The sequence below is a fragment of the Methanosarcina vacuolata Z-761 genome, assembly GCF_000969905.1.
Classification (GTDB): Archaea; Halobacteriota; Methanosarcinia; order Methanosarcinales; family Methanosarcinaceae; genus Methanosarcina; species Methanosarcina vacuolata.
Genome location: NZ_CP009520.1, coordinates 2,139,260 through 2,157,363 on the forward strand (window position 1 = coordinate 2,139,260; position 18,104 = coordinate 2,157,363).

The 18,104-nt window shown below is 38.4% G+C and carries 13 protein-coding genes; 3 read left to right on the forward strand and 10 right to left on the reverse strand.

Annotation, left to right across the window (positions count from 1 at the left end):
- Positions 1-207 precede the first annotated feature (207 nt).
- Complete coding sequence (locus MSVAZ_RS08930) at positions 208-2,412, forward strand: hypothetical protein (protein WP_048123834.1); 2,205 nt, start codon at positions 208-210, stop codon at positions 2,410-2,412.
- 280 nt (positions 2,413-2,692) lie between these two features.
- Here MSVAZ_RS08930 and MSVAZ_RS08935 read toward each other — a convergent pair whose 3' ends face one another.
- The 3 genes from MSVAZ_RS08935 to MSVAZ_RS08945 form a co-directional block, all read right to left on the reverse strand.
- Positions 2,693-3,391 carry a methyltransferase family protein gene (locus MSVAZ_RS08935; RefSeq protein WP_048120330.1) on the reverse strand — a complete coding sequence of 233 codons (699 nt, stop codon included), beginning with the start codon at positions 3,389-3,391 and terminating at the stop codon, positions 2,693-2,695.
- A gap of 58 nt (positions 3,392-3,449) precedes the next feature.
- Positions 3,450-4,079: a matrixin family metalloprotease gene (locus tag MSVAZ_RS08940; RefSeq protein WP_084626226.1), complete on the reverse strand. Its 630-nt coding sequence runs from the start codon at positions 4,077-4,079 to the stop codon at positions 3,450-3,452.
- 315 nt (positions 4,080-4,394) lie between these two features.
- Positions 4,395-4,955 carry a YqhA family protein gene (locus MSVAZ_RS08945; RefSeq protein WP_048120334.1) on the reverse strand — a complete coding sequence of 187 codons (561 nt, stop codon included), beginning with the start codon at positions 4,953-4,955 and terminating at the stop codon, positions 4,395-4,397.
- Between the two features lie 602 nt (positions 4,956-5,557).
- Here MSVAZ_RS08945 and MSVAZ_RS19485 point away from each other — a divergent pair.
- Both MSVAZ_RS19485 and MSVAZ_RS08950 read left to right on the forward strand, forming a co-directional pair.
- Complete coding sequence (locus tag MSVAZ_RS19485; protein WP_232316292.1) at positions 5,558-5,755, forward strand: type II toxin-antitoxin system HicB family antitoxin; 198 nt, start codon at positions 5,558-5,560, stop codon at positions 5,753-5,755.
- Positions 5,752-5,928, forward strand: a complete 177-nt coding sequence (locus MSVAZ_RS08950) for a type II toxin-antitoxin system HicA family toxin (protein WP_232316271.1) — start codon at positions 5,752-5,754, stop codon at positions 5,926-5,928. Before MSVAZ_RS19485 ends, MSVAZ_RS08950 begins: the two co-directional genes overlap by 4 nt.
- A gap of 614 nt (positions 5,929-6,542) precedes the next feature.
- On the opposite strand, the gene MSVAZ_RS08955 is transcribed toward MSVAZ_RS08950, so the two are convergent.
- The 7 genes from MSVAZ_RS08955 to MSVAZ_RS08990 form a co-directional block, all read right to left on the reverse strand.
- A complete protein-coding gene (locus MSVAZ_RS08955; protein WP_157206056.1) occupies positions 6,543-10,097 on the reverse strand; it encodes a tetratricopeptide repeat protein in 3,555 nt (1,184 codons plus the stop codon).
- 14 nt (positions 10,098-10,111) lie between these two features.
- Complete coding sequence (locus tag MSVAZ_RS08960; RefSeq protein WP_048120339.1) at positions 10,112-11,224, reverse strand: hypothetical protein; 1,113 nt, start codon at positions 11,222-11,224, stop codon at positions 10,112-10,114.
- 674 nt (positions 11,225-11,898) lie between these two features.
- A complete protein-coding gene (locus MSVAZ_RS08965; protein ID WP_048120341.1) occupies positions 11,899-12,426 on the reverse strand; it encodes an LURP-one-related/scramblase family protein in 528 nt (175 codons plus the stop codon).
- A 52-nt stretch (positions 12,427-12,478) separates the two neighbouring features.
- The gene (locus MSVAZ_RS08970) at positions 12,479-13,969 is read right to left on the reverse strand and encodes an arylsulfatase (RefSeq protein ID WP_048123835.1); all 1,491 of its coding nucleotides are present in this window, start codon (positions 13,967-13,969) and stop codon (positions 12,479-12,481) included.
- 151 nt (positions 13,970-14,120) lie between these two features.
- A complete protein-coding gene (locus tag MSVAZ_RS08975; RefSeq protein WP_048120343.1) occupies positions 14,121-15,437 on the reverse strand; it encodes an anaerobic sulfatase maturase in 1,317 nt (438 codons plus the stop codon).
- Positions 15,438-16,241: 804 nt separating this feature from the next.
- Positions 16,242-17,354 (reverse strand): mechanosensitive ion channel family protein, encoded by a 1,113-nt coding sequence (locus tag MSVAZ_RS08985; RefSeq protein WP_048120347.1) that lies wholly within the window; start codon positions 17,352-17,354, stop codon positions 16,242-16,244.
- 241 nt (positions 17,355-17,595) lie between these two features.
- Positions 17,596-17,979: a DUF1330 domain-containing protein gene (locus tag MSVAZ_RS08990; protein ID WP_048120349.1), complete on the reverse strand. Its 384-nt coding sequence runs from the start codon at positions 17,977-17,979 to the stop codon at positions 17,596-17,598.
- Positions 17,980-18,104: the final 125 nt, after the last annotated feature.

Genomic DNA, 18,104 nt, shown 5'->3' on the forward strand with positions numbered 1-18,104 from the left:
TTACAAACGTAATCATTTTAAGAGTATATGCATAGTTTATTAAAATAGAGATATATATAGATTATTAAAATATATCTTTTACTAAAATTTACTTTTTGATAAACTTTGTATTTTAATAGCATTTGCCTTTTAATAACATTTATATATTATTCAAAATTTATTTTGAAAAAAGAATAAGAGATATTCAGGAAATTGGGAGACAATTTCGTGGAAATAAGAAAAACATCTAACCCGGAAAAAAACAAAAGTCTTAAGAATAAACATTTTTACAACTCATTGGAATATTCTCTGGTGGGAATCTCATATACTCTTTTGACAATTATTCTTACTTATCCTGTCCTATTTAAGATAAAAACCGATATTCCTGGAACGGGAGCAGATTCGTTTCAGTGGATGAGAATATTATGGTACACAAAAATAGCAATAAAAGAAGCGGATTTAGCAGCTTTGACGCATGACCATCTCCTTTTTTATCCGAATGGCATAGAATCAATGCCCTTTTCATCAGCCTTCAATCAAATGCTATATGTATTGCTGTCGCCCTTTTTAGAACTGCATGTCATATACACGATACTATGGCTCTTAACTTTTATAATAGGGGCTATTGGTTCGTATCTCCTGGTAAAATATCTTACTGATAATAAATATGCTGCCTTTATTGCAGGAATTGTATTCGCATTTTCCCCGTACCATTTTTCTAGAGGACTATACTTTTTTGGGGCAGCAACAGTTCAGTGGATACCCTTTTGTGCACTGTATCTCATGAAAACAGTTAAGGAAAAAGGAATCAAGAACCCGATCCTTGCAGGAATATTTTTCATTCTGGTAACAATGAGTGATCTGCAGTACCTGATCTTTATGGGGATCTTTGCAGGGTTAGTATTCTTCTATGATTTTTACCTGACTATCAGTTCCGGGAAAAACTTTACTCATTCTGTGAAACAAATAATTATAAAATACTTCATTTTTGGCGGGGTCGCTTTTCTCGGAGTACTGCCTTTGACCATTAATGAGATACTCACTGCCCTTTCAAATCAAAACTTCTTAAAGCCAAACGCAAATGAAATTCCCAAATTATCAAATGATTTGATGAGCTTTTTCCTCCCATCTCATCTACATCCGTTGCTCGGTCAGTTTACCGTAGACTTATATTCGAATATACAAAGCTGGCCTGCTGAACATGTGAACTTTATAGGATATATTGTCCTCGGACTTTCAGTCCTTTCACTCCTGAAATCAAGTAGAAAGCCTGATATAAAGTTCTGGTTAGTATCTACGTTTTTCTTTACAATAATTAGCTTAGGACCCATTTTACACTTCAATGGAGCGGTTGCTTTCACGGACTCCAACCTGAAAATTCCACTTCCATATCAGATACTATACAACACGGTTCCTTTCCTGAAAAACTGCAGGACAGTTGGCAGGTTTTTTGTTATCGCAACCCTTGGGTATTCCGTCCTGGCAGGGTATGGTTTTTCAGAATTACTAAAATATAAGCCCGATAGAAAAAAGCTTATCTTTACAATAGTGGGTTTCCTGGTGGTTTTCGAATACCTGGCTATTCCGTATCCGACCACACAGGTAAATGTTCCTGATTTTTACTATAAAATTAGTAACGATGAGGATAACTATTCGATGCTCGAAATCCCACAAAACTCTAACGCAGGATATATGGATTTTCGGTACCTGTACTATCAGACAATTCACAATAAAGCTCTTGTCGGTGGATACGCAGCAAGATATCCGGCCAACGTTAGTGATTTCCAAAGGAAGACTCCGTTTATTAAAGAATTACAGTATTATTCTCTAGGAACTAAAGATATTTTACAGGAAGATGTTACTGATATAGGTACGTCTGTCCTGAATGCCAATAATATAAGGTATGTTATTGTCCACAAAAACCAGTTGTCCAGTGAACAGCTTGAGTTTGTAACCAATTTACTGAAAAAAACCCTTAAAACCGAACCTGATGTATACGAGGAAGACGAGCTTATTGTTTACCGTGTTCCAGATGAAACAATTCAGCCCTTCATGCTTTTAGGTACAGGGTGGAACCGCCTGGAGAATTGGGACGGCACAATGACCAGGTGGATATCAAACAAGGCTACATTATCGGTTTATTCAGGTGTTGCTGAAAATGCAGTATTGAAAATCAGCGCATGCAGTTTACATTCACCAAAGACGCTCGAGGTTTATAATGGCAAAACTCTCCAGAGTAAACAAAATATCAGCACTAATTTAAGCACAGTAAATATTCCTGTTACCTTAAATCAGGGAAAGAATGTCATTCTTTTGAATGTACCTGAAGGCACAGAAAGACCATGTGACTTTCCGGAACTAAAGAATAACGACACAAGAGCGTTAAGTATAGCAATTCAAGGGGTTGAGTTAATTGATTCGTCTGCAAATTGATTCAAAGCCTATCCGAAAAGTAAATAATACATATTGAAAAGATCCGAAAAGTAAATAATACATATTGAAAAGCAACGGTAAGTATAGAATACTAAGAGTTAATCACTGGTAATCTAAGAGTTAATCACTGGTAATCGGTTAAGGAATTTTCTTGCCTGATAGCTCTTGATTTTGTATTTAAAATATATAATACCAATCGGATACAAATTGGCCATCAAAAATTTTGCGCTGAAATTTTTTTGATGGCCAACCATTAGCTACTTTTACGGCTCTATATAACTTACCACAAAAATGGAATTAATCTATAACGAACTTTTTGACAGTATTCTGTATAGCCTTGTAGATTTTTGGATAGAAACTTTTCTTCATCAAGAAGTCTCCAGAGAATTACCAGCGTAAGGGGAATAAATGTAAGTAAGCTCCACCACGATCCAAGCGCGAGAGGAGTGCCTAACATAATAATGAGACCACTCACGTACAGTGGGTGCCGAACTATACTATACGGCCCAGTTGTTATTACTTTTTGATTGGCTGTTACTTCAACAATTGAAGATGCAAAAGCGTTTTCTCTGAAGACAAGAAAGAGTAAATAATATCCTGACACTACAAGAACGTCGCCAAGAACTACAATATAGAAAGGGACGTGCGACCAACCAAAACGATGGTCAAGTGCAGAAATAACGAGAAAGGCAATAAATAATAAGATAACAAAAAAATGTGTAATCTTCTGAGTCTTTTCTTTTTCAGCGCCTGGCCCCGCATTAACCCTACGAGCCAGAAGTTCAGGGTTTGTTTTCCATAAATCAAAAGTAATCGTTGCTGATGATACAACATATATAATTGAATAAACCCATGCTTCCCAAAAATTAAATGAACCTGCAGGAACGAAAAGGAACAAAACGATGATGGCAATAAGCTCTACAAAGCTAAGCAGAGTTTTTATTTTCAGGCTAGAAGTGACTGTGTCAGCAGTATTCATTTAATTAACTCCCCTCTATTGTGGAAGTTACAGATGGTAACTATTTTCGGATAAGCTCTTATTTAGCAACGCGTCCTAATATATAGCTTACAGAGAGGAAAACGGCAATAGCAAGAATAGCGTAAATGGCAAAAAGCAAAAATGAACCGTACTTGCTCAGGATAGGACTTGTGTTATTTATCTGCTCATTTGTTGGATACATAATGTCCTGCTTGTCATTGCTGTGATCCAATCCCAGCGCATGCCCCAATTCATGTTTTGCAATGGCGAGCATTGCAGTATCAGTATATGGGACCCACTCTCCCCATTGAGAAAATCCAACTCCAAGCGTTATATCTATGCGTATAAATCGCCCATCGATAATATATGGAATGGCATCACCTGCAACTCCAGGAGGAACATCCTGTTCTTTCTGCAGGTCTTCGACCCATCTTATTTTGATATCAGCTTTTTCGGAATCCACAATTTTAAAAACAGGGGTGTAATCCAGTTTTCCATTTCCTCCTTCTGCCCAGTAATTCAGAGCTTTTTGTACCTGTGTGTAATAGGTAGGACTATAATGTGGAGGAACACTTTTGTTATCTATATATACGGTTATAGGAGAATGATCCCAGGGATTATCTAATATTTTTGGATAATTAAACTCCGAAGCTGCCTGAGCAATAGGTAAAATAAGTACCGTCAACAACAGTAAAAAGAGTAATCTTATTCCATGCATGCTGTTTCGGGTAATATAAATCTGCCTCCATAGTATAATTATTAAATGATCCTTATTAAAATGATCCTGAGAACTTAATACGATATTATCAACAAAACGCAATTAAAAGTAATTGCTGATCTACACAGGAACTAAGAGCGATCTGCAAAGAAGAAAAGTGAGATAATTGATCTGACTTCAGTCTCTCTTTTTGTTTGTTAACCAATTTAAAAGTGAGACATTTATCTGACTTCAGTCTCTCTTTTTGTTTGTTAACCAATTTAAAAGTGAGACATTTATCTGACTTCAGTCTCTCTTTTTGTTTGTTAACCAATTTGATTCGCTGTTCACAGAGGTCACTTCGCCTATGGTTTTCGTTTGTTCCTCTTCACTACTCCCTTTGCTAATATGTGAGCGTACTTTCATGAAGTAAGCCAGGGCTGCAATGGGCAGGGCATAGCCTATTCCATATACCGCTAAATCTGTCTCTTGCGGTTCAAAGATAACGCTCAAGAAGTTAACCCCAAGTACGACAACAGTAAGTCCCACGAAGTTCAATTCCAGCTCTTCAATATTGTTTACTTTCAGCCATTCTGGTAAAGGTAGCGGCTGGATAAACAACTGGTATAGCCCGAAAGATGTAAGGAAAAGCACCGTACCGACCAGGAAAAGGTGTACGGTCTCCACAATTTCAACAATGACACTCTTTTCTGGACTTTCTTTTGCCATTCCTGTAATGAGTTCTCCCATGAAGTGAACAATATCTATGCCACCTTTAACAAATAAGACACAAGCAGCAATTGCCAACCCTATCACTGGAATCAACACAAAAAAACGCATTCCTGCAATAAACCTTACAACTTTCATTGGCAGACTCCTTCTTGCTTTCCCCAGATGACCAGTATATTTGGTTTCTTTTCTTCCATTCTTAACCCCCAAATTGAATGGTTGATATCTCGGTCGGCAATTTAAAGCAGCCTTCCGAAGTTTGATAGATAAATTTAAATTTTTTTTCTTCGCTATACCCCGTTTTTTCTAACTATTGTATCAGTAATCCAGACTACATCTGAATTTCATCGTGTTGAGCAAAAGAAACAGTGGAAGGAGGTGTAATCGTATTTTGACTGTTTTGCTTTAGAAGTGCCACTATATCTTGAATTTCGTCGCATTTCATGTAAAAACACTAGCATGTAATTTTATAATAATAAATATGTAAATTATTAGCAATGAATGTAATAGAAAAGTAAGTTCGAAGTAGAGGTAACTGAACTTGCTCGTGGACTTATTCCACTGGAATTTTGGACGGGTTGTGCATAGAACCCCATAATTCAACAGTTCTTTATTTTTTATATTTATTTACTTTATTTTTAAATACTTTACTCGTTATAGCGGTAATATGTCCGAGATCACTAAGATCAAGATAACAAAAAAGGTGATAAAAGACGAAAGTAAAAGAATTCCTTGTAATAATTGAAAAAAGTGAAGATGGTGGCTATGTAGCTTTTGTTCCGGATTTACCTGGATGTCATACACAAGGAGATACATTGGAAGATATAAGAAAATACATTAAAGATGCAATCCAGCTTTATCTTGAAGTCGAAAAAGATTATTTAGATGAAGAACCTACAAAATTTGTGAGTGCTGAAATGATTCAGGTTGAAGTATGACAAAAATTAAGCCTCTTTCACATAAAAAAATAATCAAAGCACTTGAGAAAGTTGGTTTCCAACCTGTCAGACAAACCGGCAGTCATTTATTTATGAAAAACCCAGATGGTAGAACTACCATTATACCAATTCATTCAAAGAAATTAAAGTTGAAATCATCAACGCAATTTTAAATGAAGCGAAAATTTCAAGAGACGAATGGATAGAATTAGTTCGAAGTTTGATTATTTTTTAGTCTTCTTTTATTCCTTCAAGTTAGGTATTTTTGCCCAACCTCTCCAAAAGATACAGTAAGGTATTATCGTTATTTGAATGCGTTTTTATTTTTCTTTTTGTAGTACTTATTCAAGTTTAAAATCGATATCATTAGGCGCTATTTAAATGGAGTATGTGTTTCTATGTATTTTTTACATTTGATGGGGGGTTATCGAAGGAAACTAGTGTTTTGAAAATTTAGTTATTGGTCTTATGTTAAATCTGAATAGATATCTTTTGATGAAAAGCTATCAAAAATTATGTTCGATAATTAAGTTGCCATAACACTAGTGTATTCTTATATACCATGTAATGATCGAGAAAACAAATACATAGGCAATTGTGGAAAAATCAGCCTTTAATTGGCAATTTTTATTATAATAATTAGACGATAAAACAAAAATAACATTTTTTGTATTACGGCTTTTAGCAAAATTATGTTAGTTCTGCATACTAGAGGTATTTTGTAATTTTTCAGAAATCTGAAACTTTTATAATATCCATAGGTTATACCATGTAAACCTATTGTTAATTACAAAAGTACTTTTTCGCAGAATATTCTACTTTTTTTAGCTAGATCAGACATATCACGGTTTTGATGTATACAATGGGATACCAATGAGCTATGCATGGTCATGAGTACCCAGACAAAAGCTTTATTTTTTGGATGCTCCGACCAATCTGTAATGCTTTCATAGTCATCATGAATTATCAAGAATGTAGGTGGTTGTTGCTGACCCCACGGTACATTACTGCCTGTAGCACTCGCAGGAAATCCTTCGGATAAAGAAACTTCCATATTACAGTTTTGTACTGCGTCGCTTCTTGTGATCATTTGAAGCGAGAATCCCTTTTCTTTAATTTCCCCAAATTCTAAAATCGTTTTTTGGATATGATCCTTATTTGATATTAATATAAGAGAAAGAGACATTGCCAAACGCTGAACAATAGAATCATCACTTAAACAAATAATTTGGACAATAATAGGTTGTTTCCAGTCAAGTCCAATCGTCCAAATTTTTTTACCATCATGATGTGAACGATAATGTAGATGGTCTATCTTATGGGAGATATTTTTTGCTAACTCTTCAAGTTCATAGACTGAAAGCAATTCGTCACAAGACTGCTCAATAGAAATTGCTAGTGAATTCAATATATTGCTAGACGAAGTTTCTTTAAGTTCAGAAATAAATAGACTTAGAGCTGATTTTAGATAATTGGTTCCATTTCTATATTTAGTTCTTTTACAATAAGCAAGATAATTATACATAAAACAAGTAAATGACAAAAGGGTTCCTTGCTTCAGAAAAAGCTGTAATAAGTTTAGATATTCTTCTTCGCTAACTTTATCATATTCGTCTGGGAAGCTCTCTATAAAATATTCAGTTTCACAATTATCACTTTCACTTAAAAAATTACATTTTAAACTTTGAGAAACACAATAAAAAGCGCGATCAAATTGGGCGAGTGAATTCCATAAGCTTGCTGCTTGGTCAAAGTTAGATACTGCATCATCCCATTGTCCAGCTTTCCCATAATGTATCCCTGAATTTTCATTACTTTTCGCAGCCTCTAGATAATCTCCTAAATCTGTATATGAACGAGCCATATAATTCAATGCTGAACCTATTTGTAGATAATCTCCTATCTTGTAATAAATATTGAGTGCATCTTTCCCAAATTTTATGGCTTCCTCATTAAACCCTTTTAATTGCTTTATTCTCGATAAAAGCATAAGAGCTCTAGCTTCTTGATTAAGGAACCCATTTTCTTTTGCTTTAATTAATGCTTCATTATATGCTCTTTCTGCATCGTCATATTTATGTTGGTCTCGTAGTGCATTTCCAAGGTTTATAATATTAATAGTCTCAGACTCAGTGATTCCAAGTTTTTGGCAAATTCTAATACATTCTTCTAAAACATTTTGAGCAGCCTCAGGATTTTCTTCACGCCTTTTTACCACAGCAAGATTATTTAACCCAGCAGCTTTTAGTCTTGGAAGATTTTTTGTGTTCGCTATCTCAATAATTTCCAACGCATACTTTTTTTGTAATTCGTTATCTCCAAGTTCACCAACACAACCGGCGAGATTCACAAGGCTTTTGTAGATTCCAGATTCATCATTTAGCTTAGTAAATAAATCGAAAGCTCTTTGTGATGCTTTAAACCCTTCTCTAAAACGGGATACTTGAATATAGGCATACCCAAGGTTTAGTTGAATAAAAGCCTCCTTAAAAATATCTTTCCCTTTATAGAACTCTAAAGCATTTTGATGAATAGAAATAGCTTTTTCTACGTCACCTTCTTCAATGAAGATCAAACTTGACCAAATTCTAATAATTTCTATCCATTCACTTTCATTTAATTTGACAAATATTTCGAGTGAAATGTCTGCTTCACGTTTGGCATATTGATACTTTCCCATTTCTTGATATACTTGTGCTAGTAAATACCTCGCGTGAGCTTCACCGTAATTATCGCCATTATCCAAAGTATACCTAATTTTGCATTGAAGAAATTCTTCTGCAAGTATCCAATCTCCATGAAGAGATGCTGCAGTTGAACCTTCTATCAAATATTTTTCCACATTGGGGTTATTAGAGCGAAGAAGATGGAATGCAGTTGGCAAAATCCATTGTTTTTTTATTGCATATTCGCTTAGGATCTGATGATAATGAATCGAGATATTATTCTTGTCAGCCGTTTCTAGAACATAATCTTTAAAATATGGGTGGAATATTTCGTAATATTGACCAGTTTGATTAATAATAGGAGATGCTAAATCAATGAGCTTTTTTGTCTCCATAATTGTTGATGTTACGCACTGTTGCGAATTTATTAATGTATGAATATCTAGTGTGTTAAGAAGTGAGTAACTATGTACAATAAAATTAATAATTTCTTGTTGTAGTGGTGAAAGTTCTTGCCATATAATAGATTGATATTCTGCAAGGTCACTTGGATAAGGAATTACTTGTTTCTGAGTAAAATAATAAAGATACAAAGGATTGCCTTGAGAAGCTGTATATAGTTCTTGCAATTTTCCCGGAGGTAATTTTATGTTACTAATTTCTAGAAAAAGCCTAAACTCATCGTAATTAAATAATTCAACATCAAATTTTGGTATTTGTTGAAAAAGTTTAATTTCTTTAGAACGCGTTGCGTAAACAACACTACAATTGAATAAATCAAGTCCTAAAAGTAATTTTGCAACAATTGGATTTTGATCAACATCATCAATGAGGATCAACTCAGAATTATTAGCAAGTTCCTGTTGAAGTGTAGCATATGCTTCATTCTCAGAAGGAAGAGATTCAGGGTTGCGGTTACGTCTCACTGAGAGATGATTTGCAATATAGGAAAAAACTTGTTGAGCAGTTTTATTTCTTAATGAAATATAAATCGCGTTAAGTTCTGAACCAAGTAGTCCCAACAAATACGTTTTCCCTGATCCAGGATCACCATATAAAACCAGAACCTTTTTTTGATTCAATTTCTCTTTAATTTGGTTTATTAAATTTTCGCGCTTCAATATCGGTTTTTTATCCATTTCTTTACTTAGAACATCTAAGTTATTTTGGAGTACAGGTCTATCTTGTTGTTGGAAGGTATCTAAACCGAAAGATTCGGATAAAAGCTGCATTAAATCATTTTTGAATATTTCAACTAATTCTTCGCTTGTTTTAAATGATTTGTAGCAAATATTTCCTTCATTACGGATACGCTGTAAAAGTTTCTCAAGATTAGGATCTCTTCCTTCTGTAGCCTCTTTTATATATACAAGACGCTTTTTTTGAGAACTAAGATTAAATTCGTCTTCTAATCCAGAGATAGTCATTTTGGGAGAGATCCAGCCATAAGATTTCCAAAAAATACCAACATAGATATGACTTTGCTCAAGATATGCCCGATACACCTCCTGTGGATTGTCGGGACGTGCACCCACTTCAAAGAAGACAGGGTGAAGTTTAAGATCGATTATTGCATTCTTTATTGCCTCACGCTCTTCTTTGAGTTCTGTAATTGTAGAACTAATAAAAACACGTACACGTTGATCTGGTGTTCGTATATTTATTCTTTCAATCATGTTTTTCCCTATGATCACTTGTTTGACAAACAAAGCCTTATGAGTTCACTTTGTGTCTCTTCTGGACTCAGATTCTGTTTTGGTAAATTTGTGTGATCTAAATAACAAATTAACTCAAAGGAATCTGCTTTAATTTGTTCACATATCTCTGAGATTAATAAAAAGTCCAGAGATGGATAAGACAGGGATATATCTTCAAAGTTGTAACACAAATATTTTAATACCTCTATTTGGACCTTATCCTTTTGTTGTTTATTTGAGAGGTTTGTATCTTTATCAAAAAGCTCGGGAACTCTGTATTTTAATATAATGTTACATGTAGCTTGATAGATCTGCCAATCGTAGTAACCCTTTTCATTAAGTTGATTCTTCATCTGGAGAAATTTAAAATTAAATCTTAAATATTCTAGTGAAACAGGAAAAAAACGACTTAGTTGAGTTTCTCTCCGTTTATAAATCTCTATTAGATCCGTTTTTGCTTCAAGAGGAGTTTGAAATGGTTTTTCAAGATCATTACTCTTACAAGACTGAAGCAAAAGAGATTCCATAGTTTGCTCTGAAATCTCGTTTTCTTTATAAAAGTTCACTCTTTTTTTTATTATTCCCAAGTCCAAAATTGATCCATAGTTCAGGGTCCCAGGTGCTAAAACAAAATTCAATGCCTCCACTACAGATTTAAAGTGAGTATAACTTCCGCTTATATTTGAAAATTTTTTAAAAAAACCAGTTGCCACTACAATTGGTTCTATATCAGAAGCATATATTTTAGGTATTGAGCGATTAATAATTTGTTGAAGATCTGGATAAACACAGACACCATAATCTCCCGTTTCGAATTCAATAAAACTAATAGCTATTGCATCTCCATCTTTAGATTCGTAACACCAACTGTTAAAGCGTGAAAAGCATTCTTCCGCTAAATTTTCATCGTTGAACATCATTATTAAAAGTGGAGCATTTGATAAATTCCCAAATTGAGGGACGTAACCATAGCCAAGAGCTATAAATCCATCTCTTAATAATCTTGGAAACTCCATATCTCCTATTATCATTAACCTTGGCTTAATGCCATAATCGTATCCTACTGAACTTTCCACAACAATTCCTTCTATTTTTAAAACTTCCAATGTAGCTTCAAAAAAAATCGATTCTTTTTTTTGTAAAAGGATATGAGAAAATATATACTTTTTAAATAAAAAATATTACGTTTTCAATTGAAGCTAAGAATTTGCACAGGTTTTATTGTAAAACTTGTGTATTTTATCCGCTTTTAACCCAATTTTTACATTAAAACGGTACGAAAAACGTAGGAAATGCACAGGTTTTAGTAAAACCTCATTATTTGTGTATATTTGAGACACTCATAAAAAATCCCATTTGTCTAACTTCCATAATGTTTTATGTAGAAAAGAATATGAGTGCCCAGGTACCTGCCGCAAGTATGATGAAATCGAAAGGTAAAATAAACAAGTTCAACTGAGCAGTTACAAAGAAACTAAACCATCTGTTAGGGTACAAAAATGAAAATGTGTCTTTTCACTTTTGGAGAACGTTAGAACTTGTCTTTAACAGCTTCTTGATTTCTACTTAAATTTAAAAATTGAGCGAAACAGACATGGACTATCTGCGAACACTGAGACTGAAGGAATACAAATGATTATAACTGGTTCTACACGCGCACAAATTTAACTTGAATAAAACCACAATTACAGTGCGCCTCAATGCGAAATCTATCGCGTTGTCAAGTTAACTGCAGATTCGAAAAAGAAAAGGCTCAATTTACTCTTCTCCACCTATCTTATCAATCGTGGGCCATCTGATCGAGCGCAGCTGCAATCGCCAGGATAAGCGCACTGTCCTGTCCGGGCTCAATCTCCACACCATAGGTATCTCTTACCCGGAACCATCTTTTTGATACCTCGGCGACTTTTTCCCTCCCGGCTTCAATCTTATACTCATGGTCAAGAATATTGCCCTGGACCTCCATTTCAGGCCCATCTGCTACTTCAACTTTCCAGCGGTCGCGAAGAGGTGAGATCAGGGCTTTTTTGATCGTTGCGACTGTTTTCCCATCCGCATCCTGGAGGTCCATCGTATCTTTTATCCTGAGAAGCTTCTCCTGGAGTTTATATACCTCATTACCCTGTACATCCTTGATAATCAGGGTGTTGCGTAGGCGGAGAGCTTTGCCGTCCACATAAAATTCCCTCTCCCCAGCTTCGTTTTCTATCCAGTAGTCGTCTCCTATGGAAACAAGTTTTTCGTGCATTTTGTAGCGTTGTATGCTTTCTTCTCCACGGCCTCTGAGACCGCCCATGATTCGTCTCATCAATAATCACTCCTTTTCCTGCAGATTTTTATTTCAAATAAAGCTTTAACCTTCAGTTGCTCCCGATTCCCTGCACAAGCTTTTCCATTATCCTGTCAACGGTAAAGCTTGCTGCTTTCTGGCGTGGAGGGAATTCTTTAAACGTTGCCAGGAAGTCTCCCACAATTCCCTGAGCAGGAACAACCATGAAGGCGTGGTCGAGAAGCCAGTCGTAGTAAGTATTAGAGGTCTGATCTGCTCTTTCATATGGGTCGGTACGCAGATTGAATATTTTTGGTACGCGCAGCGGAACAAAAGGTTCAGCCCAGACCAGGAGCGTACCGGCAGCACGCTGCTCCAAAAAGACCATTTTCCAGTTGTCGTATCTCAAAGCCACCAGGTCTCCATCGTCTGAGAAGTAAAAGAACGCAATACGTGGAGATTTTTCTTCCTTTCCGGTCAGATAGGGCAGCAGATTATAGCCATCAAGATGCACTTTGAAAGTTTTGTCTATTGCTTTGTGGCCTCTTTTAAGCTTCTCCTTAATATCCGGCTCTCCGGCTGCTGCAAGCAAAGTGGGCAGCCAGTCCAGGTGGCTTACAATCTCATTAGAAATTGTGCCTGCCGGGATCTTGCCAGGCCAGCGCATTACCTCAGGAACACGGAAAGCTCCCTCCCAGCAGGAGTTTTTCTCGTTGCGGAACGGAGTCATAGCTGCATCGGGCCAGGAGTTCATATGTGGTCCGTTGTCCGTGCTGTAGAGAACAATGGTATTATCGGCAATGCCGATTTCGTCCAGCAAATCAAGCAGCACGCCTACCTGCCGATCATGCTCAATCATGGCATCATGATATGCGGATTGCCAGCGCCCCGACTGTCCTCGTATCCTGTCAGGGATGTGGGTCCTGAAATGCATTCTTGTGGTATTGAACCAGACAAAGAACGGCTTTTCCGCCTCATGCTGACGTTTAATAAAATCGATGGCTGCATCCAGAAATTCCTGGTCTACGTCTTCCATTCTTTTTTTGGTCAATGGACCGGTATCCTCGATGCGGCCGTCGGCATAGCTATGGATTACGCCCCTGGGACCATAGTTCTTTCTGAAATTAGGAAAATCTTTTTCAGGTGGATAATCGCGTTTTTCAGGTTCTTCTTCAGCATTCAGGTGGTAGAGATTGCCAAAGAACTCGTCAAAACCGTGGTTTGTGGGCAGGTATTCGTCCCGATCTCCGAAATGGTTCTTTCCAAACTGACTTGTGGAATAACCCAGAGGTTTCAGCAGTTCGGCAATTGTCGGGTCTTCGGAATGAAGTCCCATCTTAGCTCCGGGCATTCCCACCTTACTCAGTCCGGTACGGAAGGCGCTCTGGCCGGTGATAAACGAAGCTCTTCCGGCAGTACAACTCTGCTCCCCGTAAGAGTCCGTAAATCTGATACCTTCGTTTGCTATCCGGTCAATGTTTGGTGTTCTGTATCCCATCAGCCCGTCGCTGTAGCAGCTCAGGTTGGTAATTCCGATGTCATCTCCCCAGATGACCAGTATGTTTGGTTTCTTTTCTGTCATTCTTAACCCCCCAAATAAATTGGTTGATATCTCACTCGGCAATTTAAAGCAACCTTCCGCAGTTTGAGAGATAAATTTAATTTTTTTCTTCGCTATACCCCATTTTTTCACAATCGTATAATTGATCCAGACTACGTCTGAACCCTTTGCTTTATCTGATTCTCGTCTCCCCTTTCGCATTATTTTTCCTGAGACCATGACAGCGTTTAAACTTTCGGCCGCTGCCGCAGGGACAAGGGTCGTTTCTTCCGGCTCTTGCAAAAGCCTCTTCCAGAGCCAGGATTTTCATCACTTCTGTTGCCGGATAACCCCTGCGTATAAGACCTGCCAGGATCTGCATCGGAAAGTCGATATGCCGGAAGAAAGCTTTCAAGCCCTCGCATAGGTAGTTAAGTCCGGGTTCCCCAGCAGGAGTTGTAAGGAAGCGGTTTTTAGGGCATTCTCCCCTGCAGGCAAAGAGCACCTCACATTCCCGGCATACCTGCGGGAGAGTGTTGCTTTTGTCCTGCCCGAACCTGTACTGCTTTTCCGAAGCAGCAAGCTCAGAAATCTCATTTTCCAGAATATTGCCAAGCAGGTAGTCCGGTTCCACAAAATGGTCGCATGAGTAAAGATCGCCATTGTGTTCCAGAACAAGCCCAATACCGCACATTTCCTCAAAAACGCACATGCCTGAAGGAAGCCCCAGCCATCTGCGCGCAGAAGCTTCAAAAGTCTGCACGAATACCTTTCCCACATCGTTTCTTACCCACTCGTCAAAAATACGGTTCAAGAAACTGCCAAACTGCTCTGGCTGCACAGAACGGTCCGAAACTGTGTCTCCTCTCTGGTAAAGAGTATGCCCCTCTTCATTGATTCGCTCTACAACCGGAATAAACTGCATCCAGTCTGTCCCTGCTTCATCCCGAAGGAAGTGGTAGACTTCAAGCGGATAATTGGCGTTGACCCTATTTACTGTGGTCAGGACATTGTATTCAACACCGTGTTTTTGCAGCAGTCGAAGCCCCTTCATGACCTGGTCGAAAGTTCCATTCCCCCTTTTATCCACCCGATAGACGTCGTGCAATTCACGAGGACCGTCGATGCTGAGCCCTATGAGAAAATTGTTTTCCTTAAAAAACCGGCACCATTCGTCGTCCAGCAGCGTGCCGTTTGTCTGCATCGTATTTTCGAAAGTCATCCCCGGTTTTCTGTACTTTTCCTGCAGTTCGATTGCACGCCGGTAAAAGTCTATTCCCATCAGAGTAGGTTCCCCTCCCTGCCAGGCGACAGTTACCTGCGAGCTGTGGTGGGCTTCGATAAGCTGCCGGATGTAGTTTTCCAGAACTTCATCTGACATGCGGAACCTGCTGCCTGGATAAAGCAGCTCTTTGTCCAGAAAAAAACAGTAGGAACAAGCCAGATTACAGATCGCTCCTGTTGGCTTTGCCAGTATATGAATTCTGGGAGGCAGGTAGTTTTGTGCCATTCTAACTCTCTTATCAGGTTTATTTTCAGTCCATTCTGTAAACACTTTGTACTCATAGCCTGACAGATCATGTGTAAGGGGTATTGATCTGCCAGGCTGTATATTCCACCATGAGCCAGCGAAGCAATCGTCGTCGTGTCACCCTGTTAGCCAGTAGTCACTTCACCAGCTCGATTTCCCTCGAAGGCAAGATCAGGTATTTACCGCCCGCACCCCTGTCCAGACCGACGATCCCCAAATCGGTGGCATAGCGGAAAGAGCCGAAAATAACTTGCCTCATAAACTGGCAATACGGATCTTTGCTTACAAAAAATTTTTGTAGCTATTTTTCAACAGACTATTCTGGAGAAGCAATTTCAGATTTGTAGACTTTTTAACAGTGGATAGTCCAGGGATAATTTTGTTTGTGACCGAAAAGCAATGAATTTGGTATTCTTCGCCTTCCCGCGCAGAACTTACTGAACCCTGACATCGGGCCGCAACCGTTTTGATTCGAACGGAAAAATAGTATTTTACTCTCTCTTTTTTCCCGCATCCTTTCAAGCTAGCTGATGAAAACCTGTCAGGTGACTGAATTATAATGTCAAAGATGACATTCCAGGCCCGCACCCGACTAATTTTGAGACTATCTGCCTTCCCCATCCATTACTGAACTGCGATATTTACCCCCAAGTTTGCAGTCCGATAATCGCAGTTGTATATTTAAATTTTTATGTATATGAGTTTTATGTGTAGTTTAGTATACTTCTTACTCAATTTTATTGGGTTCCCTGGCATAGAGTGCAAGGTTCCATAGAAATGCAATTAACCGTTCTTAAAATCATTGCCATTTCTGGAAATTGTTAACTCATTTTCCCGGTCAGCGAAATGAACAATATTATGTAAAGAAGGCGCTGCGATACCTGCATTTATCAGGGCCTTGTAAATTGCCGTGTTGAGCCGATCCTCCAAAATCCTGGTTTCCACGAAGTTTTCTATCCAGCATCTGACTTTGAACTTCACTCCGAATTCTGTAAAATCGAATAAAAGTGCCTGTATCGGTTTATCTTGCATGACCCAGTCTTCGTGAGCCAGAGCCTCAAGAATCAGATTTCGCACGTACTCGATATCCGGGCCATAGGATACAATGACAAAGGTCTCGATACGAAACATCCTGTCGGGTATGGAATAATTTGTGACAAGTTCTTTGCCGATAACAGAATTGGGAATTGCTACCTCACGGTTATCCCTGGTAAGAATGCGAGTTGACCGCCAGCTTATCTCTATCACATCCCCCCAGGTGCCGAGCTTTTCTATTAGTATACGGTCTCCAGCCCTGAAGGGGCGATCTATGGAAATTGCAATCCCCGTAATGATGTCAGAAAGCGTATTCTGGGCTGCAAGGCCAATTATAATGCCTCCGATACCGAGAGCAGTAAGTGATTGATGAAAAGCAGCCGTTGTGATCCCGAAACGCTCAAGAAGTATGATTACGGCAAAAAAACTGAAAACCAGCTGAGAAGTATATTGTATGGAGCGAACTGCCCTGCGGTCGATTTCTTCCCTATCCTTCAGGGGTACCCTGGAAAGGTACCAATCTGAAATGATGGACATCAAGCTAAGAACAATATGCGTCCCTATACTCCAGTAGAGAAGGAAAAAGAAATTATCTATAAGTTCTGCATAGAGACTGAAATACTTACTGAACAGCCTTACTGCGGCTTGCGTACTCTGCAGAATGATGATGCTCAACAGGATGCTTTCTAAAAGGAGGAAAATCTTATCTGCAGCTTTTGTTTCTGTCTTTTTGATTGCCGGCCAGAGCCAGCGCTTCAAAATTGATCGGCTGATTATTAAGGCACCGATCATAGCTAACAGAATAACGACCAGCCTCAAGAGAACTATGCTGAGTGACAGCATCCGTCCAATATCGATCACTTATATCCCCCGAGCTTTGGATCTGTTGATCCCACAAAATCATCAGGTATGCCCTTCTTACCTCCCCCCTTTATAGACCAGGTATCAGCTATTTACTGTGCAGCGAGACAAGTTCTGCGGGACTGTAAGAATTCAGTGTCAGGTTATTGAGCACAAAAATTTCGTAAACTCTTTGCACTCATAGACTGAAAGAGGTACAGAGGACGCTGAATCTGTCAGCCTGTCTTCGGTTAGACGACTTTTACTTAGAGAATCGTTCCCCTTCTCCCATTGATGACATCGCATACAACACGGTACGCTCCAGGCCTTGTTCACGGTCGACATGAGCCTTTTGGTATTCCGGACTGTTAATCATCTCCAGAAAGACTTTGCGCGAAGGATACTCAACAAGTATAATGGCATCCCATGTTTCATCGCCCACAAGCAATTCGGTAGCCTTACCTGAATAGACTACGCGTGCGCCACGTGCTTCAAGTATCTTCGAGACGTTTTTCATGTAACGTCCGTATGCCTGGGCTCCTTCTTCACCCCTGAACTTCAGCAGGTTCAGCATAACAACGATGCTTTCATCCGGATTCGAGGCCAGGGCACGCAATGCTTCATCATTTGGTAGAATCGAACTCATACATACTCCTTCTGTAGTTCCGTGATACCTTTAAGAGGTGAAAATGGCCCAAAAATCATTAATCGTTTTCATACTCTTAAGTGGTTATTTTTGTGCCATTCTCACTCTCGTTTCAGATTTATTTT